The organism is Nocardioides pocheonensis, assembly GCF_003725535.1.
In the GTDB taxonomy this organism is placed as follows: Bacteria; Actinomycetota; Actinomycetes; order Propionibacteriales; family Nocardioidaceae; genus Marmoricola; species Marmoricola pocheonensis.
This window is the reverse complement of the sequence record NZ_RJSF01000003.1, coordinates 305,634-324,889: the sequence shown is the minus strand read 5'-3', so window position 1 is coordinate 324,889 and position 19,256 is coordinate 305,634. Positions and strand designations below refer to the sequence as shown.

Sequence of the window (19,256 nt, the reverse complement as noted above, 5' to 3'; positions counted from 1 at the left end):
GGAGCTTCTGGCCGATGCCGCCGATCTCGCCGACGGTGCCGTCCGGGCTGATCTCGCCGCTGCCCGCGATCACCTTGCCACCCGTGAGCGAGCCGGGTGTGAGCACGTCGTAGATCGCCAGCGCGAACATCATCCCGGCGGACGGGCCGCCGACGGTGCCGGGCAGCTGGACCTTGACCTGGAACGGGAACCGGAACGACTGCCGGATCCCGATGCCGACGCGCGAGGCCGTCTTGTCCTGCGGGTCGGCCTTCGTCGTGACGGTCACGGTGCGCTCGGCGCCGTCGCGCCGGACCGTCAGCTGGGTCGGCGTACCGGGCTTGATCGCGCGGATCAGCGTGACCAGCTGGGTGGGATCGGACGTCTTGGTGCCGTTGACCGCCAGGAGCACGTCGCCCTTCTGCAGCTTGCCGACCGACGCGCCGTCACGGGCGACCTCGCTGACCTGCACCTCGGTCTGGTAGCCGATGCCGAGGGTGGACAGCGCCGCAGCGGTCGCGTTGTCCTGCGACGAGGTCATCTCGATCGCCGACTGCTCGTGGGCGCTGTCCCCGGTCTCGTCGGGCTGGTACACGGCGTCCTTGGGCAGCACCGCGATGTCCGGGTCGACCCAGCCGTACACCAGGTTGAGCAGGCTGATGTTCTCGTCCGGGCCGCTCGGGTAGACCGTGACCATCCGCAGCGCGCCGCTGTCGCGGTAGCTCTGATGGCCGCTGACCGTGACGATCGTCTTGCCGTCGTACCGGCCGAGCACGTTCATCGTCGGCCCGGGCCGGAAGGTCACGTAGTTGACCGGAGTGCGCCACGCCACGACGAGGAGCACGAGGAGCAAGCCGAGCGCGAGCAGGCCTGCAACCGTGCGGCGACTCATGGCGTCAGCCTCTCAAACGAGCACAACTAGGCGGACCGGCGGGTCTGGTCGCGCCGGGAAGGCTCCCGCCGCTGGGCCACCCCGGTGCTCCGCTCCCGCTGACGCGGCCGGCGACGCTCGTCGGGCACCGGACGCCTGATCGCCTCGGCCAGGCGCTGCAGGTCCGCCTCGGACCGCTCGCGCTCGGGGCGCTCCCTGCCGACCCAGCCCACCCAGGCCATCGCGGCGCACGTCACCACGACCGAGGGCAGCAGCCAGAGCAGGATCTCCACGTCCCCATGATGACGACCCCACGTGCTTGGGTGCCGCCAACACGCGGGCCCGCCTGCGATCGGGCGAGGTCGGGCCGGCCAGGTGTGCGGCTAGGGGCTGTCCACCCACTCGTCGGTGCCGTCGGCGAACACCTGGTGCTTCCAGATCGGGACGCGCGCCTTGAGCCGGTCGATCAGCGCGCGCGAGGCCGCGAAGGCGGTGTCCCGGTGAGCCGCCGAGACCGCGGAGACCACCGCGACGTCGCCGATCTCGAGGACCCCCACCCGGTGGGTCGCGGCGACGGCCACGACGTCGAACTCCTCGGCCACCTCGGCCGCGACCTCGGCCAGCCTGGCCTCGGCCGTGGGGTGCGCGGAGTACTCCAGGCGCTGCACGTCCTGGCCGCCGTCGTGGTCGCGGACCGTGCCGACGAAGACCGCGAGACCGCCCGCCGCGGCGTCGGAGACGGCGGCGACGACCTCGCCCGGCTCGAGTGGGTCCTCGCGCACGGCGACCAGGCGCACGGTCGTGGCTCGGGAGGAGGTCGTGGTCACCCCACAAGCCTAGATGAGCCCGGTAACTTGGAGCCATGAGCAACGACGCCGGAAGCGGCTCGGGGACACCTGACGAAGGCCCCGAGAACCGCGGCGACAACCCCTTCAAGGGCACCCCCTTCGAGCAGATCTTCGGCGCCTTCGGTGGCGGCGGCATGCCCGACCTCGGTGGCCTGGACCTCGGCGCGCTGATGGGCCAGATGCAGTCCCTGATGCAGCCCTACGACGGACCGGTCAACTGGCCGCTCGCCATCGACATCGCCCGGCGTACGTCGGCCCAGGAGCCGGACCCGACGCCCGACAGCGCGGCCCGCAACCGCGTCGCCGACGCCTTCCGCCTCGCCGACCACTGGCTCGACGACACGACCACCCTGCCCTCGGGCATCACCACCACGGCCGCCTGGAGCCGCGCGGACTGGATCGAGCAGACGACCGACGTGTGGCGGGTGCTGGTGGAGCCCGTCGCCCAGCACGTCGTGGGCGCGATGGGCAGTGCGATCCCCGAGGAGGCGCGCGCGATGGCGGGCCCCCTGATCGGCATGATCGGCAAGGCCGGCGGCGCGATGTTCGGCCAGCAGGTCGGGCAGGCGCTCGGCGGCCTCGCGGGCGAGGTGCTCACCGCCTCCGACATCGGGTTGCCGCTCGGACCTGCCGGCAAGGCGGCGCTGCTGCCGCACAACATCGCGGAGTTCGCCGACGGCCTCGACGTCACCGAGGACGACGTGCTGCTCTACCTGGCGCTGCGCGAGGCCGCGCACCAGCGCCTGTTCGCGCACGTGCCGTGGCTGCGCGACCACCTGATCTCCGCGGTCGAGGCCTTCGGCCGCGGCGTCACGATCGACGTCTCCGGCATCGAGGAGTCGCTCGGCCAGCTGGACCCCACCAACCCGGCGGCGTTCCAGGCCGCCCTCGACGGCGGCCTCTTCGAGCCGAAGAAGACGCCGGCGCAGGAGGCCGCTCTGACCCGGCTCGAGACGACCCTCGCCCTGGTCGAGGGCTGGGTCGACGAGGTGGTCGGTCAGGCCACCGCCCAGCGGATGCCCGCCGCCGCCAAGCTGCAGGAGGCGATCCGGCGGCGCCGTGCGGCCGGTGGACCTGCCGAGGAGACCTTCGCGGCGCTGGTCGGGCTCGAGCTGCGGCCGCGCCGGCTCCGCGACGCCTCCGCGCTGTGGGGATCGCTCCGTTCGCGCCAGGGCCACGAGGCGCGCGACGCGGTGTGGGCGCACCCCGACCTGCTGCCGACCGCCGCCGACCTCGACGACCCGCTCGGCTTCCGTGAGGACGTCGGCAACCCGGAGGAGCTCAGCGACGAGGCGTTCGAGCAGGCCGTCGCCGAGCTGCTCGACAGCGAGGCCGGCGACACCGGCGAACCGGGTCCGACCGACGACGCGCCCGGCTCCGACGACCCCCGGTGAGCCTGCACGCGGACGCGCTGGCCGTGCTCGAGGGCTGGTCGGCGCCGGACGACGCCCAGGAGCTGCTGCGCGAGCAGTACGTCGAGCACCTGCGCCGTCGCCCGGACGGCCTCGAGAAGGCCTGCTTCCCCGACCACCTCACCGCCGGCGCCCTCGTGCTCTCCCACGACGGCACGCAGGTGCTGCTCAACCTGCACCGCAAGGCTCGCCGCTGGTTCGCGTTCGGCGGCCACCTCGAGCCGGAGGACACCACGCTCGCCGGAGCGGCGCTCCGTGAGGGCACCGAGGAGTCCGGCCTGCCCGACCTGGTCGTCGACCCCGACCCGGTGCACCTCTCCCTCCACGAGGTGGGCTTCTGCAGCCCCCGCGGCACGGTGCGGCACTTCGACGTACGCTTCCTGGCTCGCCTGGGGACGAGCAGCGAGCCGGTGGTCAGCGACGAGTCGCTCGACCTGCAGTGGTTCGCGGTCGACGACGTGCCGACCGACGAGCCGGACATGCTCGACCTGATCCGTCTGGCCGGCGAGCGGCTGCGCCAGCACGCGTGAGCCCGGCCGGGGTGTCCCCGGGAGCCCGGGCTCAGTCGCAGGCGTCGAGCTGGAGGTTCGCCGCCGCCGCGACGCCCTCGAGGTAGCCCTTCGCGCGCTCGGCGCGCGGGTACTTGTCCACCCAGTGCCAGAAGCGCGCGTTGTGGCTCGGCTCGATCAGGTGGGCGAGCTCGTGCAGCAGCACGTAGTCGATGACCCAGACGGGCATGCCCTGGAGCCGGTCGGACAGGCGGATCGTGCCCTCACCCGTCGTGCACGACCCCCACCGCGTCGTCATGTTGGAGACCCAGCGCACCGAGCGCGGCGCCACCCGGCCGTGGAGGTAGTCGCGACCGAGCTCGCGGGCCCGGCGCATCAGCTGCTCGTCGGTGCGCCGGCCGCGCTGCTCGCTGCGGATCAGCTTGCCGAGCATGGTGTCGACCCATTCGGACTCTTCTGCCCGGGTGAACCGGGCCGGGATCATCACGATGACCTTGCCGTCCTTGCGGTACGCCGACACGGTGCGCGTCCGCCGGTGCGAACGACGCACCTCGACCTCGGGCTTCATGGCGAGAAGTTACCTCCCCGCTCCCCCACTTGCCCACGACAACAACCGGTCGGCCGGCCACGTGTTCACGATCCGGTCGGGGTCCAGCCCGAGCTCCTCGGCACGCGCGCACCCGTAGACCTGGAAGTCGAGCTGCCCGGGCGCGTGGGCGTCCGAGTCGATCGAGAAGAGGCACCCGACGTCGATCGCGAGCTGCAGCAGCCGCGTCGGCGGGTCGCGCCGCTCGGGTCGGGCGTTGATCTCCACGGCGACGTCGTGCTCGACGCAGGCCTCGAACACCCGGCGGGCGTCGAACTGCGACTGGGCCCGGATCCCCCGGTTGCCGGTGACCAGCCGGCCGGTGCAGTGCCCGAGCACGTTGGTGAACGGGTTCGCGACCGCGTTGACCATGCGCCGGGTCATCGCGTCCTTGTCCATCGCGAGCTTCGAGTGCACCGAGGCGACCCGGACGTCCAGGGCGGAGAGCATCTCGTCGGTCTGGTCGAGGCTGCCGTCGTCGAGGATGTCGACCTCGATGCCCTTGAGGAGCCGGAAGCCGGTGCCGGCGGTGGACCCGGCCGCGACCAGGTGCGCGTTGACCGCCTCGACGACCTCGAGCTGCTGGCGCAGGCGCGCGACCGAGAGGCCGTTCGCGACCGTCAGCCGCGGCGAGTGGTCGGTGAGCACGAGGTACTCGTGGCCGAGCTCGATCGCGGTGAACGCCATCTCCTCGATCGGCGAGCCTCCGTCGGACCAGTCGCTGTGGGAGTGCAGGTCGCCGCGCAGCGCGCCACGGATGCCGTCGCCCCCGTCGACGAGAGCGCCTCCCGCCTCCTCCTCCAGCCGGGCCAGTCGGGCCGGGACGCGTCCCTCGACCGCCTGGGCGATCACCTCGGCGGTCGACGCACCGATGCCGGCGAGCTCGCGGAGCGTCCCCTCGCGGGCCCGGGTCGCCACCTCCTCGGGGTCCAGCGGCAGGATCGTCGCGGCCGCCGCCCGGAACGCCTTGACCTTGTAGGTCTCGGCCCTGGTGCGCTCGAGCAGGAAGGCGATCCGGCGCAGCGCGGCGACGGGTCCGTCGGCGTACGCGGGTGTGGGTGCTGCCATGCGGGCGATTCTCCCCAACCCGGCCCGATCATGGCGTCCTCCACAGCGATCCCCCGGCTGTCCACACGTCGTCCACAGGGTTGTCCACAGGCCGTGGAGAAGCTGGTCCACGCCAGTACGGGGCGGCGGATTGACCGGGTTGCGACGCTCGCCTAGCGTGGCGCCAGAAGAGGCCCTCGACCATCGCCGGGCACGTGTTCGCAAGGGGAAGGCAAGCACCGAACGGCGGCGGTCGGGGGCCTTCTGCGTCCCCGCACCCGGGCCGGGTGTGCTCAGGCGTTGCGGAACTGCGGCGGGCGCTTCTCGCGCGCGGCGCGCACGCCTTCCTGGAGGTCCTCGGTGGCCAGCGTGATCGGCTGCGCGAGCGCCTCCCACTGGATCGCGGACTCCAGGTCGCGGTGGCCGCCGCCGCGCAGCGAGACCGTCGTGTACCGGCTGGCGATCGGCGCGGTCGCGGCGATCCCCTCGGCGATCTGCTGCACCTCCGCGGCGAAGGCGTCGTCGGCGAAGACGCGGCTGACCATGCCGAGCTGGCGGGCCTCCTCTGCGTGCACGCTGCGTCCGGTGAGCAGCAGCTCGCGGGCGTGGGCGTCACCGACCACGTCCGGGAGCAGGTACGTCGACGCCATGCCGGGGTTCATGCCGAGCCGGACGAACGGCGCGCTCAGGGTCGCGCCGGCCGCGGCGTACCGGAGGTCGCAGGCCAGCGCGAGGCAGAGCCCGGCGCCCACGGCGGGGCCGTTGACCGCCGCGATCGTCGGGACCTCCAGGGCCCGGATCGCCAGCCAGGCGCGGTAGAACCCGATCATCCGGGTGCGCAGCTGGTCGACCGTGGCGTCCGGCTCGCCGGCGATCCACCGCGGGTCACCGCCCGAGCAGAACGCGCTGCCCTCCCCGGTGACGACCACCACCCGCAGGTCGCGGTCGGCGGCCAGAGCGTCGATCGCCAGGCCCCACGACCGGGTCATGTCGGCGGACATCGCGTTGCGCTGGCCGGGGTTGTCCAGCACCAGGCGGGCGACTCCCGGGGACGGGCGCTCCAGCCGGAGATGGGTCAAGGAGGGCGACTCGGCGGTCATGAGCGGAGATTAACGGCCGGAACACCCGTAAAAGGACACACCCCCGAACGGGCTCCCCCTGCGCGAAATGCGTGGACCCGTGGTCTAGGGTCGAACCGGTCCCAAAACTGGACCCCGGCGGGTCTTCCCCCAGACTCCCGCCGCGACGACCAGAGCAACATGGATCAAGGAGGCCGTCATGGCGGAGACCTGGAGCGGCGAGTTCTATTGCGTGAAGTGCAAGGAAAAGCGTGAGGCCGAGGGCACCATCGAGGTCAACGACAAGGGCACCAAGATGGCCAAGGCCACCTGCCCCGTGTGCGGCACGAAGCTGAACCGCATCCTCGGCCGGGCCTGACCCGACCGACCCGAAGCAACAGCGCAACGGCGGTACCCACCTCGTGGGTCCCGCCGTTGCGCTGTTTCTTGCCTGTGGACGACCGTTCGCGCCACCGGCGGCGCGTGCCTACGCTCCTGGACCATGTTGCGCCCGGTCCTCGCCCCCGGCCTCCGTGTGCTGCGCCGGTCGCGGACCGAGCTTCAGGTGGGGCTGCGACCGGAGGTCTGCGTGCCCGACACCGAGCCGGTACGCCGCACGCTCGACCACCTCGTCCGCGGAGAGGCCGTGCCCGGGGATGCCGAGACCAGAGCCGTCCTCGACGCGCTCGCCCCGGTCCTCGTGGACGGCACCGGCCTGCTGACCCCCGGCTTCGCGGTCGGCGACGTCGCTGCCGTGGCGGCGCAGGACCACTCCGGCTACCGCGACCGGCTCGCGGCGCGCCGCAGCGCCCGGGTCGCCGTCCAGGGCATCGTCCCTGACCTCGACCCCACCCGTCTGCTCGATGCCGTCGGCCTCCCCGTCACCGACCGACCCGACGGCGGGCCCACCGCCGTGCTCGTGCTCTCCCTCGGCGAGATCGACCGGGTCGAGCTGGACGCGCTGGTCCGCACCGGCACCCCGCACCTGCTCGTCCGGCTCGTCGAGGGCGCCGTGCTCGTCGGCCCGTTCGTCGTACCGGGGCGCACGGCCTGCCTGCGCTGCAGCGACGCACACCGCCTGGTCGACGATCCCTCGGCGACGACCCTGGTGGCCCGGCACGCCGCCGCCCGCGCCGCCCGGCAGGACGGCGTCGCCGAGCCCGTCGACACCGCGCTGGGCACGCTCGCACTCGCCTGGGCGGTGCGCGACCTGGTCACGCACGTCGAGGGCGGGCGCCCGTCGACGTGGTCCAGCACGGTCCGGATCGAGCCCGCGCTGGCTGCGCTCACCCAGACCGAGTGGCTGCGACACCCCGCCTGCGGCTGCGGCTGGTCGTCGGACGCACACCCTTCCCGCACAATGGTGGGGTGAGCACCCCCCGCAACGCCGTCGCCCGCACCGCCCGCCTGGCGGCGTTGCCGCTCGGGTACGCCGGCCGCACGGCGCTCGGCCTGGGCAAGCGGATGGGTGGCGCGCCGGCCGAGGTGGTGTTCGGCGAGCTCCAGCAGCGCACCGCCGAGCAGCTCTTCCGCACCCTCGGCGAGCTCAAGGGCGGGGCGATGAAGGTCGGCCAGGCGCTGTCGATCTTCGAAGCGGCCCTCCCGGAGGACCTCGCCGCGCCGTACCGCGACCAGCTCACCCGGCTGCAGGACTCCGCTCCCCCGATGCCGACCATCACCGTCCGGGAGATCCTGGCTCGCGAGCTCGGCGCGGACTACCGCTCCCACCTCACCGATCTCGACCCGGTGCCCGCGGCCGCCGCCTCCATCGGACAGGTCCACCGGGCCCGCTGGGACGGGCGCGACGTCGCCGTCAAGGTGCAGTACCCGGGCGCCGCCGACGCGCTGCGCAGCGACCTGCGCCAGCTCTCGCGGGTCGCTCGCAGCCTCGGGCCGGCCTTCCCCGGGATCGACGTCAAGCCGCTCGTCGAGGAGCTGCAGGCGCGCGTCGAGGAGGAGCTCGACTACCACCTCGAGGCCGAGGCCCAGCGGGTGTTCGCCGCGGAGTACGCCGGCGACCCCTCCATCCTCGTCCCCGACGTCGTCGCGGTCGCCTCCCAGGTGCTGGTCACGGAATGGGTGGACAGCCCGGCGTCGCTCGCCCAGGTGATCCGCGACGGCACCCAGGAGGAGCGCGACCACTACGGCGAGCTCTACGTGCGGTTCATGTTCGGCGGTCCGGCCCGCACCGGGATGCTGCACGCCGACCCGCACCCGGGCAACTTCCGGCTGCTCCCCCAGGCCGACGGGTCGCCCGGACGCCTGGGCGTGCTCGACTACGGCGCGGTCGCGCGCCTGCCCGAGCGCAGCCTGCCCCGCGCGTACGGCTCCCTGATCCGGATCGCCTGCCTCGACGACTACGACCAGCTGGTCGAGGCGTTGCGGGACGAGGGGTTCATCAAGGAGAACGTGCGCGTCGACGCCGACCGGCTCCGGTCCTACCTCGCACCCTTCATCGAGCCGGCGAGGTCGGAGACGTTCACGTTCTCGCGAGCCTGGATGCAGGAGCAGTTCAAGCGGATCAACGACCCCCGCGGCGACGCCTACCCGGTGATGATGCGGCTGAACCTGCCGCCGGCGTACCTGCTGATCCACCGCACCTGGGTGGGCGGCGTCGGCGTGCTCAGCCAGCTCGGCGCCACACTCCCCTTCCGTCAGATCCTCGAGGAGTCACTCCCCGGCTTCGCCGAGTGAGGTGGTTTCGGGCAGGTGGTTCCTGAGCTTGCCGAAGGGCTCAACCACCGGTGGTTGAGCCTGCCGAAACCACCTCACCACCACTCGCTGTCGAGCTTGGACTCCATGGACCGCAGGTGCTCGCGGGAGCAGGAGTCGCAGAACCACTTGGTTCGCCCCTGCTCGACCGCCGACGTCCAGGTCAGCGGCGGCGCCTCGCCCTCGCTGACCTTGCCGCAGAACGCGCACGTGACCGCACCGGCTGCCATGGCGCCACCGTATCGCCGCCGACCTGTTGAGTTGGGGGTTCGTCCCGTCGAGTGGGGAGTTCGTACCGCTTGAGGGGGACCAACTGCCAACTCAAAGGGCACGAACTGCCAACTCGACGGGAACGAACTGCCCACTCGACATGGCGAAGGCCGGGTCGGTGGCGAACTGTCGCCACCGACCCGGCCTCGATTCCCGCGATCGACGAGAAGTCGGTGCTGATTCACATCATGCGGGCGAGGGCCAGACGCGCCTGGGCAGCGGCGCGCTCGGCCTTGCGGGAGAGGCGCCGGGCCGCGGCGAGCTCACGCCCGCGCCGTGCCATCCGCGCCTGCTCGAGGCGCGAGCTCATATGAGCCCGAGCCAGGTCCTCTGCGAGGAAACTCATCTTCTTGCTCCGATCGGTGTAGGTCTTCATCTGGGTTGTCGTCCGTTTCGTTCGGTGGGGCGCTTCAGGCGGCCACGGGGTTCTTGCGAGGCCGGCCACGAGGGCGCTTGCGGGGGATCACCACTCCCTGAAGGAACAGCTCACCGCCCCAGACGCCCCATGGTTCGCGCCGCTCGAGGGCGCCGGCGAGGCACTCCACCCTCACGGGGCAGTCCTGGCACAGCGCCTTCGCCAGCTCCACGTCGCTGGGGGACTCGGCGAAGAACAGCTCCGCGTCGTTGGCACGACACGGCAGCAGGTCCTCATCGACTCCACTCGACGAGCCGAGAACGCTCGTACTCATCTGTCACCTCCTTCTCCTGTGTCGATCGCGTCGGGAAATCTGTGTCTCGGAGAGGTCCGCGGCTTCCTGGAGAAACAAGAAGGCCGCGGATCCCGTTTGGTTCGGGTTCCGCGGCCTTGGAGGTGCCGGTCGATGAGTTGGACTCATGTGACTGGTGGACTCCAAGGCGTGCGGCCCGTCACCGGGGTGGCCTGGGCGGCATCGAGGTGGCGCTTGCGCGTGGCGATGGCGGCGCCGCCGGAGAAGCCGGAGGTGTAGCCAGTGGCCTGCGGGCAGACGTCACCCATGCCGAAACCGTGAGTGGGCGCGACGAAGCGCATCCGCATCACGGTGTTGTGCCAGCTCGTGGTGTTGCTCATGGGTGTCGCACCTCCTCCGGAGTCTTCGGCGCCGGCCTTGTCAGGGCCGTCTGGCGCATTTGGCGTGGTCGGTAAACTACGCCTGCCCTCACCGGGCGTGCAAATCATTTACCGGTCGCGTTCTCCGAGTCGCCGTCGCCGCTGCCGGAGGCGGTCGCACCGGCCAGCACGGCGAGCACGTCGTCGGCGTAACGCTCGAGCTTGGCCGCGCCGATGCCGTTGACCCGGAGCAGGCCCTTGCGATCGGTGGGGCGCACCTCGGCGAGCGCCTCGAGCGTCGCGTCGGAGAACACCACGAACGCCGGCACGCTCTCGGCGTCCGCACGCTGCTTGCGCCACTGCTTGAGCGACTCGAACAGGGACTCGTCGTAGGGCAGCGGGCACTCCGAGCAGTAGCCCCGGTTGCGCTCCCGCGCCGTGGCCAGCGGACGGCGGCACATCTTGCAGACCGAGGCCTTGGAACGACGCCGGCTCGAGGACCCGCTGGTCTGGACCGTCGCCCGGTCCGTGGCCGACTCGGGGCGCAGACCGGCCAGGAACCGCGAGGGCTTGCGCCGGGCCTGGCCGCCCGGGTTGCGGGCCAGCGACCAGGACAGGCTCAGGTGCTTGCGGGCGCGGGTCACGCCGACGTACAGCAGCCGACGCTCCTCCTCGACCGCCTCGGGCGTGGTGGCGTAGCTGATCGGCATCGAGCCGTCCTGGAGGCCGGCCAGGAACACGGCGTCCCACTCGAGGCCCTTCGCGGCGTGCAGCGTCGCGAGCGTGACGCCCTCGGCGACCGGCGCGTGCTGCTCGTGGGCGCGCCGGTCGAGCTCGGCGACGAAGCCCTGGAGAGTCGGAGCCACGTCGCCGGCGGCGTACTCCTCGGCCTGGGAGACCAGCGCGGTCAGCGACTCCCACCGGTCGCGGGCCTGTCCGCGCGCGGCGGGTGCCTCCGTCGACCAGCCCATGCCGGCGAGGACGCCGCTGACCTGGCTGACCAGGGCGTCACCGCGCTCGGCCGCCGCCTCGCCGGCGCGCGCGCTCGCCCGGAGGAGCGCGAGCGCCTGGCGGACCTCGGGGCGCTCGAAGTAGCGCGCGGCGCCGCGGACGACGTACGGGATCGAGCGGGACGCCAGCGCCTCCTCGAAGTTCTCCGACTGGGCGTTGATCCGGAACAGCACCGCCATCTCGCGCAGCGGCACGCCCTCGCGCTGCAGCCGCACGATGTGGTCGGCCACCGCGTCGGCCTCGGCGACCTCGTCGGGCAGCTCGCGCCAGGTCACGGCGTCACCGGACGGCTGCTGGGCGCGCAGGGAGACGGCACCGGTCGAGGTGCCCTTGAGCAGCGCGTTGGCGGTCTCGATGACCTGCGGGGTCGAGCGGTAGTTGCGCACCAGCTCGACGCTGGTCGCCCGCGGGTGCGTGCGCACGAACTCGCCGAGGTACGCCGCCCGCGCACCGGCGAACGAGTAGATCGTCTGTGCCGGATCACCCACGACGCAGATCTCGTCGCGCCCGCCGAGCCACAGGTCGAGGAGGGTCGCCTGGATCGGGCTGACGTCCTGGTACTCGTCGACGACGAACCACTTGTACTGCTGGCGGACCGTGGCCGCCACGCGGTCGTCCTCGGTGAGCAGGGCGGCGCCGATGAGCAGGACGTCCTCCATGTCCATCCGACCCTGCTCGCGCTTGAGCTCCTCGTAGGTGGCGAAGACGTGGGCCACCGTGCCGGCGTCCAGGCCGCTGACCTCGCGGTTGCGGGTGGGCGCGATCTGCTCGTAGGCGTCCGGACGCACGTTGCTGACCTTGGCCCACTCGATCTCGCTGGCGAGGTCGCGCAAGGTGCCCTGGTCGACCTGGATGCGGTTGCGCCGCGCCGCACCGGCGACGACCGGGATCTTGGAGTCCATCAGCTGAGGCGGCTCACCGCCGTAGACCTTCGGCCAGAACCAGCGGACCTGCCGCAGCGCCGCGGAGTGGAACGTGCGGGCCTGCACGCCTGGCGCACCGAGCGCACGCAGGCGCGTGCGCATCTCGCCCGCGGCGCGCGTGGTGAACGTCACGGCGAGGACCTCGGCGGGGTTGTAGGTGCCGGTCGCGACGCCGTACGCGATGCGGTGCGTGATCGCGCGGGTCTTGCCTGTGCCCGCCCCCGCGAGCACGCGGACGGGCCCACGCAGGGCCTCCGCGACCTGGCGCTGCTCGGGGTCGAGAGCCTCGAGGAGCCGCTCCGCGCTCATCGGCTCCCCCGGTCTGGACTCGCTGCGTGGCCTCGCTCGGAAATGTTTCACCCCATGCGTTGGTTGGATGGGGGAAGCCTAGTTGCGAGGAGCGACACAACCCGATGTCCACCCACATCCACGAGCAGTCCGGTCCGAGCGGTCGCCTGACGATGTACTCCACCCCGTGGTGCGGGTACTGCCACCGCCTGCAGAGCCAGCTGGACCGTGAAGGCATCGAGTACGACGTCGTCGACATCGAGCGGGACCCCGAGGCCGCCGACCTGGTGATGGCGGTCAACGGTGGCAACCAGACCGTGCCGACCCTCGTCTTCCCCGACGGCAGCGCGCAGACGAACCCGTCGCTGGCCCAGGTGAAGGCGAAGCTCGCCGACTTCGCTGCCTGACCCCGGCAGCGCGTGCCCGGCTAGGGTCGTCGCGTGATCGACCGCTCGGACGTGCTGGCTGCGCGGGAGCGCATCCGGGGCCGGGTCCGCACCACTCCCGTGCTCGAGCTCGACCGGGACCTGTTCGGAGGGCACGCCTGCTTCAAGCTGGAGCAGCTGCAGCACACCGGCACGTTCAAGGCGCGAGGTGCCCTCAACCGGATCCTGCGGGCGCAGGCCGACGGCGAGCTCGACCCGGCCGTCGGGATCGTGGTCGCCTCGGGCGGCAATGCGGGCGTGGCGAACGCCTACGCGGCGGCGCGGCTCGGCGTCCCCGCCACGGTGTTCGTGCCCGAGACGGCGCCGGCCTTCAAGGTCGCCCGGCTCGAGGAGCTCGGGGCCTCGGTCGTGCTCGAGGGCTCCGAGTACGCCGCGGCGCAGGACGCAGCCCAGCGGGCCGCCGCTCGCACCGGCGCCCTGCTCTGCCACGCGTACGACCAGCCCGACATCGCCGCAGGCGCGGGCACCCTCGCGCTCGAGCTGCTCGAGCAGGTGCCGGACGGGCTCGACACGGTGCTCGTCGCGGTGGGTGGCGGGGGCCTGATGGCCGGGGTGGCCGCGGCCCTCGAGGGACGGGCCCGGGTGGTCGGCGTGGAGCCGGAGACCGCACCCACGCTGAGCCGGGCCCTCGAGGAGGGCCGTCCCGTCGACGTCGCCGTGTCGGGCATTGCGGCCGACTCCCTGGGCGCCCGCCGGCTCGGAGACATCGCCTTCGACGTCGCGACCCGCACGGGAGTGCGGAGCGTGCTCGTCAGCGACGACGATCTTGTCGAGGCCCGCGCGATGCTGTGGTCGCGGTGGCGGATCGTCGTCGAGCACGGCGCGGCCGCGGCCTGGGCTGCACTGGCGTCGGGTCGCTACCGACCGGCTGCCGACGAGCGGGTCGGGATCGTGCTGTGCGGCGCGAACACGGATCCGTCGGACCTGGCCTGAACGTCGAGTCCTGCCTGGCGCGTCCTCGCAGGTTTCGGCACGCTCGGTTTCTGCCTCGTGCCTCGGCCGAACTCGCTGGTCCGCCGGATTGAGCCCTTCGGCAGGCTCAGGAACCACCTGCCGAAATCAACCACCGACGATCGAGTCCGCTGGCGCGTCCTCGCTCACCAGCTGCCGGGCAGCGGGCCGCCGTACCAGTGCTCGACCAGGGAGCGCGAGATCGAGACCCCGCCGGGCAGGACCAGCGTGCCGGCCTCGGCCTCCGAGCGCATCTGCTCGCGGGTGAACCAGCGGGCGTCCTCGATCTCCTCGCCGTCGACCGAGATCTCCGTGGACTCCGCGCGGGCGACGCAGCCGATCATCAGGCTGCGCGGGAGCGGCCAGGGCTGGCTGCCGAAGTACGCGACCTCGCCGACATGGACGCCGGCCTCCTCGAGGACCTCGCGGCGCACGGCCTGCTCGATGGACTCCCCCGGCTCCACGAAGCCCGCGAGCGTCGAGTAGCGGCCCGGCGGCCAGGCCGGGTGCCGACCGAGCAGGCAGCGGTCGTGGGGGGCCTCGCCGTCGACCACGACCATGATCACCGCCGGGTCGGTGCGCGGGAACTCCTCCCGGCCACAGCTCGCACACCGGAGCACGTGCCCCAGCTGCCGCGGCTCCAGCGTGCCACCGCAGCGGGCGCAGTGCCGGGTCGCGAAGAGCCACTCGGCGATGCCGACCGCGTGGACGACGAGTGCGGCCTCCTCCTCGTCGACGTCCGCGACGATGCCCCGCAGGCCGGTCCACTCCTCGTCGGCGAGCCCGGGGTCGGCCACGACGGCGAGATGCACGACGCCTCCGAGGTCACCGAGAAGAACCCGCGTGCCCTCCGGCGCCTCCTCCGGCGAGACCCACACCACGCGGCCGCCCGACCGGCGGAAGCGGGTGCCGGCCATGACCAGGACGCGTGTGGCCGGGTCGGCCCAGACCTCTTCGAACCACGCCTCGTCGACCCGCCGGTCGGCGATCCGGTCGTGCGCCTGACGCGAGAGCGCGATGTGCACCGGCTCCGCGATCGGCCGCTGGTCGGCGTCCGACGCGTGCCCAGCGGCGCTCACCGGTTCAGCCACCGCGAGAACGCCTCGGTGTCGTAGGGCCGGCCCAGGAAGTCCGCGACCAGGTCGGCGGCATCACGCGACCCGCCGGGCGCCAGCACGGTGTCGCGGTAGCGGCGCGCGACCTCGGTCGACAGCAGGTCGTCGGGGTCGAAGGCGCTGAACAGGTCCTTCGCGATCACCAGCGACCACATGTAGGTGTAGTAGCCGGAGCCGTACCCCTCGAGGTGGCCGAACCCGGTGTGGAAGTGGGTGCCCTCGAGAGGGGCGACCAGGCTGTACTCCGGGTAGAGCTCGAACATCCGCGCCGTGATGTCGTCGGGCACCTCGACGTGCAGCTTGTAGGACAGCGCGGCGTAGAACATCTGCGTGCGCGCCAGGAAGCCCTTGCCGAACTCGTCGGCGGCCCGGAGGCGCTCGACCAGCTCGGTCGGGATCGGGGTGCCGTCGGCGTCGACCGCGAACAGCTGCAGGACCTTGGCGTCGCGGGCCCACTCCTCGAGCATCTGCGACGGCGCCTCCACGAAGTCCCACTCCGTCGCCACGCCGGAGAAGCCCACCCACGGGTGCCGCCCGGCCAGCACGTGGTGCATGAGGTGGCCGAACTCGTGGAAGAGGGTCACCACCTCGTGGTGCTCCATGAGCCCGCGGCTGAAGTTGCAGACCAGCACACCCTCCGGCAGCTGACGCCCGCGTACGCCGGGCACGAGGTCGAACTGCGCCGCGTGGTTGTACTTCCGGTCGCGCGGGTGCAGGTCGAGGTGGATCCGCCCGATCCGCTGCCTCGTCCCGTCGGGACCGTCGAGGTGCACGTCGTACGAGCGGACCTCGTCGTGCCAGGTGGGCACGTCGACGGCTTCGTAGGTGAGCCCGAAGAGGCGGCCGGTCACGTCGAGCAGCCCCTGGCGCACCCGCGCGAAGTCGAAGTAGCGCCGGACCTCCTGGCTGTCCACGCCGAACTGCTCGCGCTTGACCGCCTCGAAGCAGTAGCGCCAGTTGGACAGGTCGATCCGCTCGATGCCCTCCTGGGCGCCGCGCGCCTCGAGGACGGCCAGGTCGCGGACGCCGGCGTCGTACGCCTCGGCGGCGATCCGGTCGACGAACTTCTCGACCGCCGCTCCGCTGCCGATCATCTTGACCTCGGCGTCGAAGTCGGGCCACGACGGGTAGCCGAGCAGGCGCGCCTTCTCGTCGCGCAGGCGGAGCAGGTCGTGCAGGACCGCGTCGTTCTCCGGCCAGGCCAGGTTGAAGTACTCCAGGGCGACGGCACGGCGGGCCTCCGCGTCGCGGCTGTGGGTGAGGAACGGGTGCACGTCGGGATACTCGGTCGTGATCCGGACCCGACCCTGCTCGTCGGCCGGGTGGCTCTCGACGAAGTCGGGCGGGAGCCCGTCGAGCGCCGCCTGCGGCACCAGCGCCTCGCGGCGGCCGTTGCGGATGTTGCGCGAGAACGCCTGCCCGAGTGCGGTCTCGCGCTCGTTGAGCTCACGCAGCCGGCCACGGGTGTCGTCGTCGAGCTCCACGCCCGACCGGCGGAACGAGCGCAGCGCGTCCGCCAGCACCCGGCGGCCACCGTCGTCCAGCGCGTCGGGGACGAGGCTGGACAGCTGCGCGAAGACCGCGGCGTCGAGGTACAGGTCGCTGGCGAAGCGTCGGGCGTCGACCTCGATCGTCTCGGCCAGACCGATGATCTCGGGGTCCGGGTGGACGGAGGAGAACAGGCTGGTCGTCGCGAAGGCGTTCGCGAGGGCGATCGCGGCGTCGTTCCACAGCTCCAGCACGACGCTGTCGCCGGGCGTCGCGCTCTTCAGCGTCGCGATCCGGTCGCCGGCGGCGCGCAGCGACCCGCGTCCGCGCTCCTCGAGCCAGTCGCTCCAGCCCTCGGGCGTCGTGGGCAGCGTGATCGGCTCGAGGACGGTCATGGATCGCAGGCTAGCCCGTGTCCGGTGACCCGGTCGCGGGAGTTCGACCCCGGGTCAGGACCGCGACCACTGCTGGTTGGGCTGGCCGTTGCAGTACCAGACGTCGACGGCCGTTCCGTTGCCCGTGCCACCGCCGGCCGCGTCGAGGCAGAGCCCCGGGTCGGCGACGCTGGTGACCGTCAGGTCGGCATTGAGCTGCCAGGCCTGGTCGGCCGCTCCGGTGCAGTCGGCGATCACCACCGGGCTCCCCGCGCTGGCTCCGTCGCCGCCGATCGTCATGCACTTGTTCGCATAGACCGTCAGCTGCCGGTCGGCCGTCCAGTCCCAGGTCTGGTTGCCGCCGCCGTTGCAGTCCCACAGGTCCAGGGCGGTGCCGCTGGTGGTGGAGAACCCGGGCACGTCGACGCAGCGGCCGCTGCCCGCACCACGCAGCACCTCGCCCGGCGGCGCGGGCGGAAGGTCGTTCACCGGCTCGGTCTTCAGCAGGCCCCAGCCCCACTGCAGCTGGGCCAGGCCGCTCTGGCTGTTGACCGCCAGGTCGCCGTCGGGGAGCCGGGTGGTCATCGAGTACGCGTCGCCGTCGCGCAGGCCCGGCCAGTACACGATGCCCATGCCCTGCTCGCGCGCCGTGCGGGTCAGCGCGCCGAGGTAGGAGGTGTAGACGTTGCCCTCGTGGTTGCCGTAGTTGAGGCCGATCGTCATCGGCGACCCGGCCTCGTCGATGATCGTGCGCCCGCCGTACGAACCGATCCGCGGCCGCAGGTTCGCCAGCCAGCCGGCCTCGGTGGTGTCGCTCGCCCAGAAGCCGTAGAAGTGCAGGGACAGCAGGGTGCCGTCGAGCTGCGGCGCGGCCCCGACCCCGGTCACGTCGTCGTTGTAGCCGGTGCCCGAGATCACCACGCGCTTGCGCGGCACGTCGCTGTGCCGCGACAGCCACGACGAGGTGAGGCCGACCCAGTCGTGCAGCGAGTAGCCGAACGGCTCGTTCATCGGCTCGAAGTACATCCGCGGGTTCGCGCCGTACGCCGCGACGACGGTGTCCCACATCGCGTCGAACTGCGCGGGGTCGTCGACCCGGCCGTCCTTGGCGTCGTTGGCCTCCCAGTAGCTCAGGATCACCTTGAAGCCGCTGTCGACGGCGGCGTCGATCGCGCCGCGGTAGGCCTGCCACCACGGGGTGCCGACGCTGGCGGGGTTGATCGGCAGCCGCACCGTGTTCGCGCGCAGCTCGTGCCGGAACTCGCCGAGGATCCGGGTCGCCTTCGCGTAGGTTGTCGCATAGTCGTCGGTCTTGCTCAGCCCGGACGGCACGACCTCGTCGGCCGCGTAGTTGTCGCGCGGATCGGCCCAGTTGACCCCCCGGAACTCGCTCGTCCCGGCAGGTCCGGTCGACGGCGCGGCGAGCACCGGAAGCGGCGCGGCGGCGGTCACGACGACCGCGGCGACCGCGGCCAGGTGACGCAGTGAGATTCGCATGAGGGCTCCGTCCCGAGAGACCGCGCCACCTCGTCCGGCGCGGATGTTGACGTCAACATGACGTGGTCGAGGACGCTACTCACGGTGGTGGCGGCGCGCAAGGGTCGGTCCGCGACCTTGTAGTTTGCGGCCATGAGCACGCACATCGCGGCGGCGGCCGGCCAGGTCGCGCCCACCGTCCTGCTGCCCGGCGACCCGCTGCGAGCGAAGTGGATCGCCGAGACCTACCTCGACGACGCGACCTGCTACACGGAGGTCCGCGGGATGTACGGGTTCACGGGCACCTGGCGCGGCCGGCCGGTGTCGGTGCAGGGGTCGGGGATGGGCCAGCCCTCGATGGCGATCTACGTCAACGAGCTGTTCGCCGAGTACGACGTGCAGTCGATCGTGCGGGTCGGGTCCTGCGGCGCCCTGACCGAGCGGCTCGCGCTGAGGGACGTCGTGCTCGCGTCCGGTGCGTGCACGGACTCCTCGATGAACCGCCTGCGGTTCCTCGGGCTCGACTACGCGCCGGTCGCCGACTTCGGCCTGCTGCGCGCCGCCCACGACGCGGCCCAGGCCCGGTCCGACCTGACCGCGCACGTCGGCCTGATCTACTCCTCCGACAGCTTCTACAACCCGCGTGCTGCCGAGCTGACCAAGCCGCTCGTCGACCACGGCGTGCTCGCCGTCGAGATGGAGGCCTCGGCGCTCTACACCCTCGCCGCGTCGTACGGCCGGCGGGCGCTGGCGATCTGCACCGTCTCCGACCACATCGTCACCGGCGAGGAGACCACCGCGCTCGAGCGTCAGGAGACGTTCGGTGCGATGGTCGAGATCGCCCTGGCGGCGTCGACCGCCTGAC

General features: G+C 72.3%; 22 protein-coding genes. 8 read left to right on the top strand and 14 right to left on the bottom strand.

What is annotated here, in order from left to right:
• The 3 genes from EFL26_RS02040 to EFL26_RS02030 form a co-directional block, all read right to left on the bottom strand.
• Positions 1-871: YlbL family protein (locus tag EFL26_RS02040; protein WP_123221194.1), on the bottom strand; the 871-nt coding region annotated here is incomplete at its 3' end.
• Between the two features lie 26 nt (positions 872-897).
• Positions 898-1,143, bottom strand: coding sequence for a hypothetical protein (locus tag EFL26_RS02035; RefSeq protein WP_183407990.1), 246 nt, complete (start codon positions 1,141-1,143; stop codon positions 898-900).
• A gap of 90 nt (positions 1,144-1,233) precedes the next feature.
• The gene (locus EFL26_RS02030; protein ID WP_183407989.1) at positions 1,234-1,677 is read right to left on the bottom strand and encodes a molybdenum cofactor biosynthesis protein MoaE; all 444 of its coding nucleotides are present in this window, start codon (positions 1,675-1,677) and stop codon (positions 1,234-1,236) included.
• 35 nt (positions 1,678-1,712) lie between these two features.
• On the opposite strand from EFL26_RS02030, the gene EFL26_RS02025 reads away from it, so the two are divergent.
• Together EFL26_RS02025 and EFL26_RS02020 are read left to right on the top strand one after the other, a co-directional pair.
• Positions 1,713-3,092, top strand: a complete 1,380-nt coding sequence (locus EFL26_RS02025) for a zinc-dependent metalloprotease (RefSeq protein WP_123221193.1) — start codon at positions 1,713-1,715, stop codon at positions 3,090-3,092.
• Complete coding sequence (locus tag EFL26_RS02020) at positions 3,089-3,640, top strand: NUDIX hydrolase (protein ID WP_123221192.1); 552 nt, start codon at positions 3,089-3,091, stop codon at positions 3,638-3,640. The genes EFL26_RS02025 and EFL26_RS02020 overlap by 4 nt, the downstream gene beginning before the upstream one ends.
• 31 nt (positions 3,641-3,671) lie before the next feature.
• Here EFL26_RS02020 and EFL26_RS02015 read toward each other — a convergent pair whose 3' ends face one another.
• The 3 genes from EFL26_RS02015 to EFL26_RS02005 form a co-directional block, all read right to left on the bottom strand.
• The gene (locus EFL26_RS02015) at positions 3,672-4,187 is read right to left on the bottom strand and encodes a M48 metallopeptidase family protein (RefSeq protein ID WP_123221191.1); all 516 of its coding nucleotides are present in this window, start codon (positions 4,185-4,187) and stop codon (positions 3,672-3,674) included.
• A gap of 9 nt (positions 4,188-4,196) precedes the next feature.
• On the bottom strand, positions 4,197-5,273 hold the full coding sequence (locus tag EFL26_RS02010) for a PHP domain-containing protein (RefSeq protein ID WP_123221190.1): 1,077 nt from the start codon (positions 5,271-5,273) through the stop codon (positions 4,197-4,199).
• Positions 5,274-5,545: 272 nt separating this feature from the next.
• The gene (locus EFL26_RS02005; protein WP_123221189.1) at positions 5,546-6,352 is read right to left on the bottom strand and encodes an enoyl-CoA hydratase/isomerase family protein; all 807 of its coding nucleotides are present in this window, start codon (positions 6,350-6,352) and stop codon (positions 5,546-5,548) included.
• A gap of 178 nt (positions 6,353-6,530) precedes the next feature.
• Here EFL26_RS02005 and EFL26_RS23995 point away from each other — a divergent pair, with 178 nt between their 5' ends.
• The 3 genes from EFL26_RS23995 (at position 6,531) to EFL26_RS01995 (ending at position 9,004) form a co-directional block, all read left to right on the top strand.
• Positions 6,531-6,689, top strand: a complete 159-nt coding sequence (locus EFL26_RS23995) for a DUF5679 domain-containing protein (protein WP_183407988.1) — start codon at positions 6,531-6,533, stop codon at positions 6,687-6,689.
• Between the two features lie 123 nt (positions 6,690-6,812).
• Positions 6,813-7,682: a TOMM precursor leader peptide-binding protein gene (locus EFL26_RS02000; protein WP_123221188.1), complete on the top strand. Its 870-nt coding sequence runs from the start codon at positions 6,813-6,815 to the stop codon at positions 7,680-7,682.
• Positions 7,679-9,004: an ABC1 kinase family protein gene (locus tag EFL26_RS01995; protein ID WP_245999953.1), complete on the top strand. Its 1,326-nt coding sequence runs from the start codon at positions 7,679-7,681 to the stop codon at positions 9,002-9,004. The genes EFL26_RS02000 and EFL26_RS01995 overlap by 4 nt, the downstream gene beginning before the upstream one ends.
• Before the next feature lie 74 nt (positions 9,005-9,078).
• Here the strand turns inward: EFL26_RS01995 and EFL26_RS23990 are convergent, their stop codons facing one another.
• From EFL26_RS23990 to EFL26_RS01975, 5 genes are all read right to left on the bottom strand, one after another.
• Positions 9,079-9,252, bottom strand: coding sequence for a hypothetical protein (locus EFL26_RS23990; RefSeq protein WP_183407987.1), 174 nt, complete (start codon positions 9,250-9,252; stop codon positions 9,079-9,081).
• A gap of 221 nt (positions 9,253-9,473) precedes the next feature.
• Positions 9,474-9,638, bottom strand: coding sequence for a hypothetical protein (locus tag EFL26_RS01990; RefSeq protein ID WP_245999951.1), 165 nt, complete (start codon positions 9,636-9,638; stop codon positions 9,474-9,476).
• A gap of 64 nt (positions 9,639-9,702) precedes the next feature.
• Entirely contained in the window at positions 9,703-9,981 is a 279-nt protein-coding gene (locus EFL26_RS01985; RefSeq protein WP_123221186.1) for a WhiB family transcriptional regulator, read from the bottom strand.
• A gap of 143 nt (positions 9,982-10,124) precedes the next feature.
• Complete coding sequence (locus EFL26_RS01980; protein ID WP_123221185.1) at positions 10,125-10,340, bottom strand: hypothetical protein; 216 nt, start codon at positions 10,338-10,340, stop codon at positions 10,125-10,127.
• 104 nt (positions 10,341-10,444) lie between these two features.
• Entirely contained in the window at positions 10,445-12,562 is a 2,118-nt protein-coding gene (locus tag EFL26_RS01975; RefSeq protein ID WP_123221184.1) for an ATP-dependent DNA helicase UvrD2, read from the bottom strand.
• A gap of 104 nt (positions 12,563-12,666) precedes the next feature.
• Here EFL26_RS01975 and EFL26_RS01970 point away from each other — a divergent pair, with 104 nt between their 5' ends.
• Both EFL26_RS01970 and EFL26_RS01965 read left to right on the top strand, forming a co-directional pair.
• Positions 12,667-12,948 carry a mycoredoxin gene (locus tag EFL26_RS01970; protein ID WP_123221183.1) on the top strand — a complete coding sequence of 94 codons (282 nt, stop codon included), beginning with the start codon at positions 12,667-12,669 and terminating at the stop codon, positions 12,946-12,948.
• Between the two features lie 33 nt (positions 12,949-12,981).
• Complete coding sequence (locus EFL26_RS01965; RefSeq protein WP_123221182.1) at positions 12,982-13,920, top strand: threonine/serine dehydratase; 939 nt, start codon at positions 12,982-12,984, stop codon at positions 13,918-13,920.
• 164 nt (positions 13,921-14,084) lie between these two features.
• Here the strand turns inward: EFL26_RS01965 and nudC are convergent, their stop codons facing one another.
• From nudC to EFL26_RS01950, 3 genes are read right to left on the bottom strand one after another with little or no spacing between them, the layout of a single operon-like run.
• Positions 14,085-15,017: an NAD(+) diphosphatase gene (gene nudC / locus EFL26_RS01960; protein ID WP_245999950.1), complete on the bottom strand. Its 933-nt coding sequence runs from the start codon at positions 15,015-15,017 to the stop codon at positions 14,085-14,087.
• Positions 15,014-16,936, bottom strand: a complete 1,923-nt coding sequence (locus tag EFL26_RS01955) for a M3 family metallopeptidase (RefSeq protein ID WP_123221181.1) — start codon at positions 16,934-16,936, stop codon at positions 15,014-15,016. Before EFL26_RS01955 ends, nudC begins: the two co-directional genes overlap by 4 nt.
• A 54-nt stretch (positions 16,937-16,990) precedes the next feature.
• A complete protein-coding gene (locus tag EFL26_RS01950; RefSeq protein ID WP_123221180.1) occupies positions 16,991-18,412 on the bottom strand; it encodes a ricin-type beta-trefoil lectin domain protein in 1,422 nt (473 codons plus the stop codon).
• A 132-nt stretch (positions 18,413-18,544) separates the two neighbouring features.
• On the opposite strand from EFL26_RS01950, the gene deoD reads away from it, so the two are divergent.
• The gene (gene deoD / locus EFL26_RS01945; RefSeq protein ID WP_123221179.1) at positions 18,545-19,255 is read left to right on the top strand and encodes a purine-nucleoside phosphorylase; all 711 of its coding nucleotides are present in this window, start codon (positions 18,545-18,547) and stop codon (positions 19,253-19,255) included.
• Position 19,256: the final 1 nt, after the last annotated feature.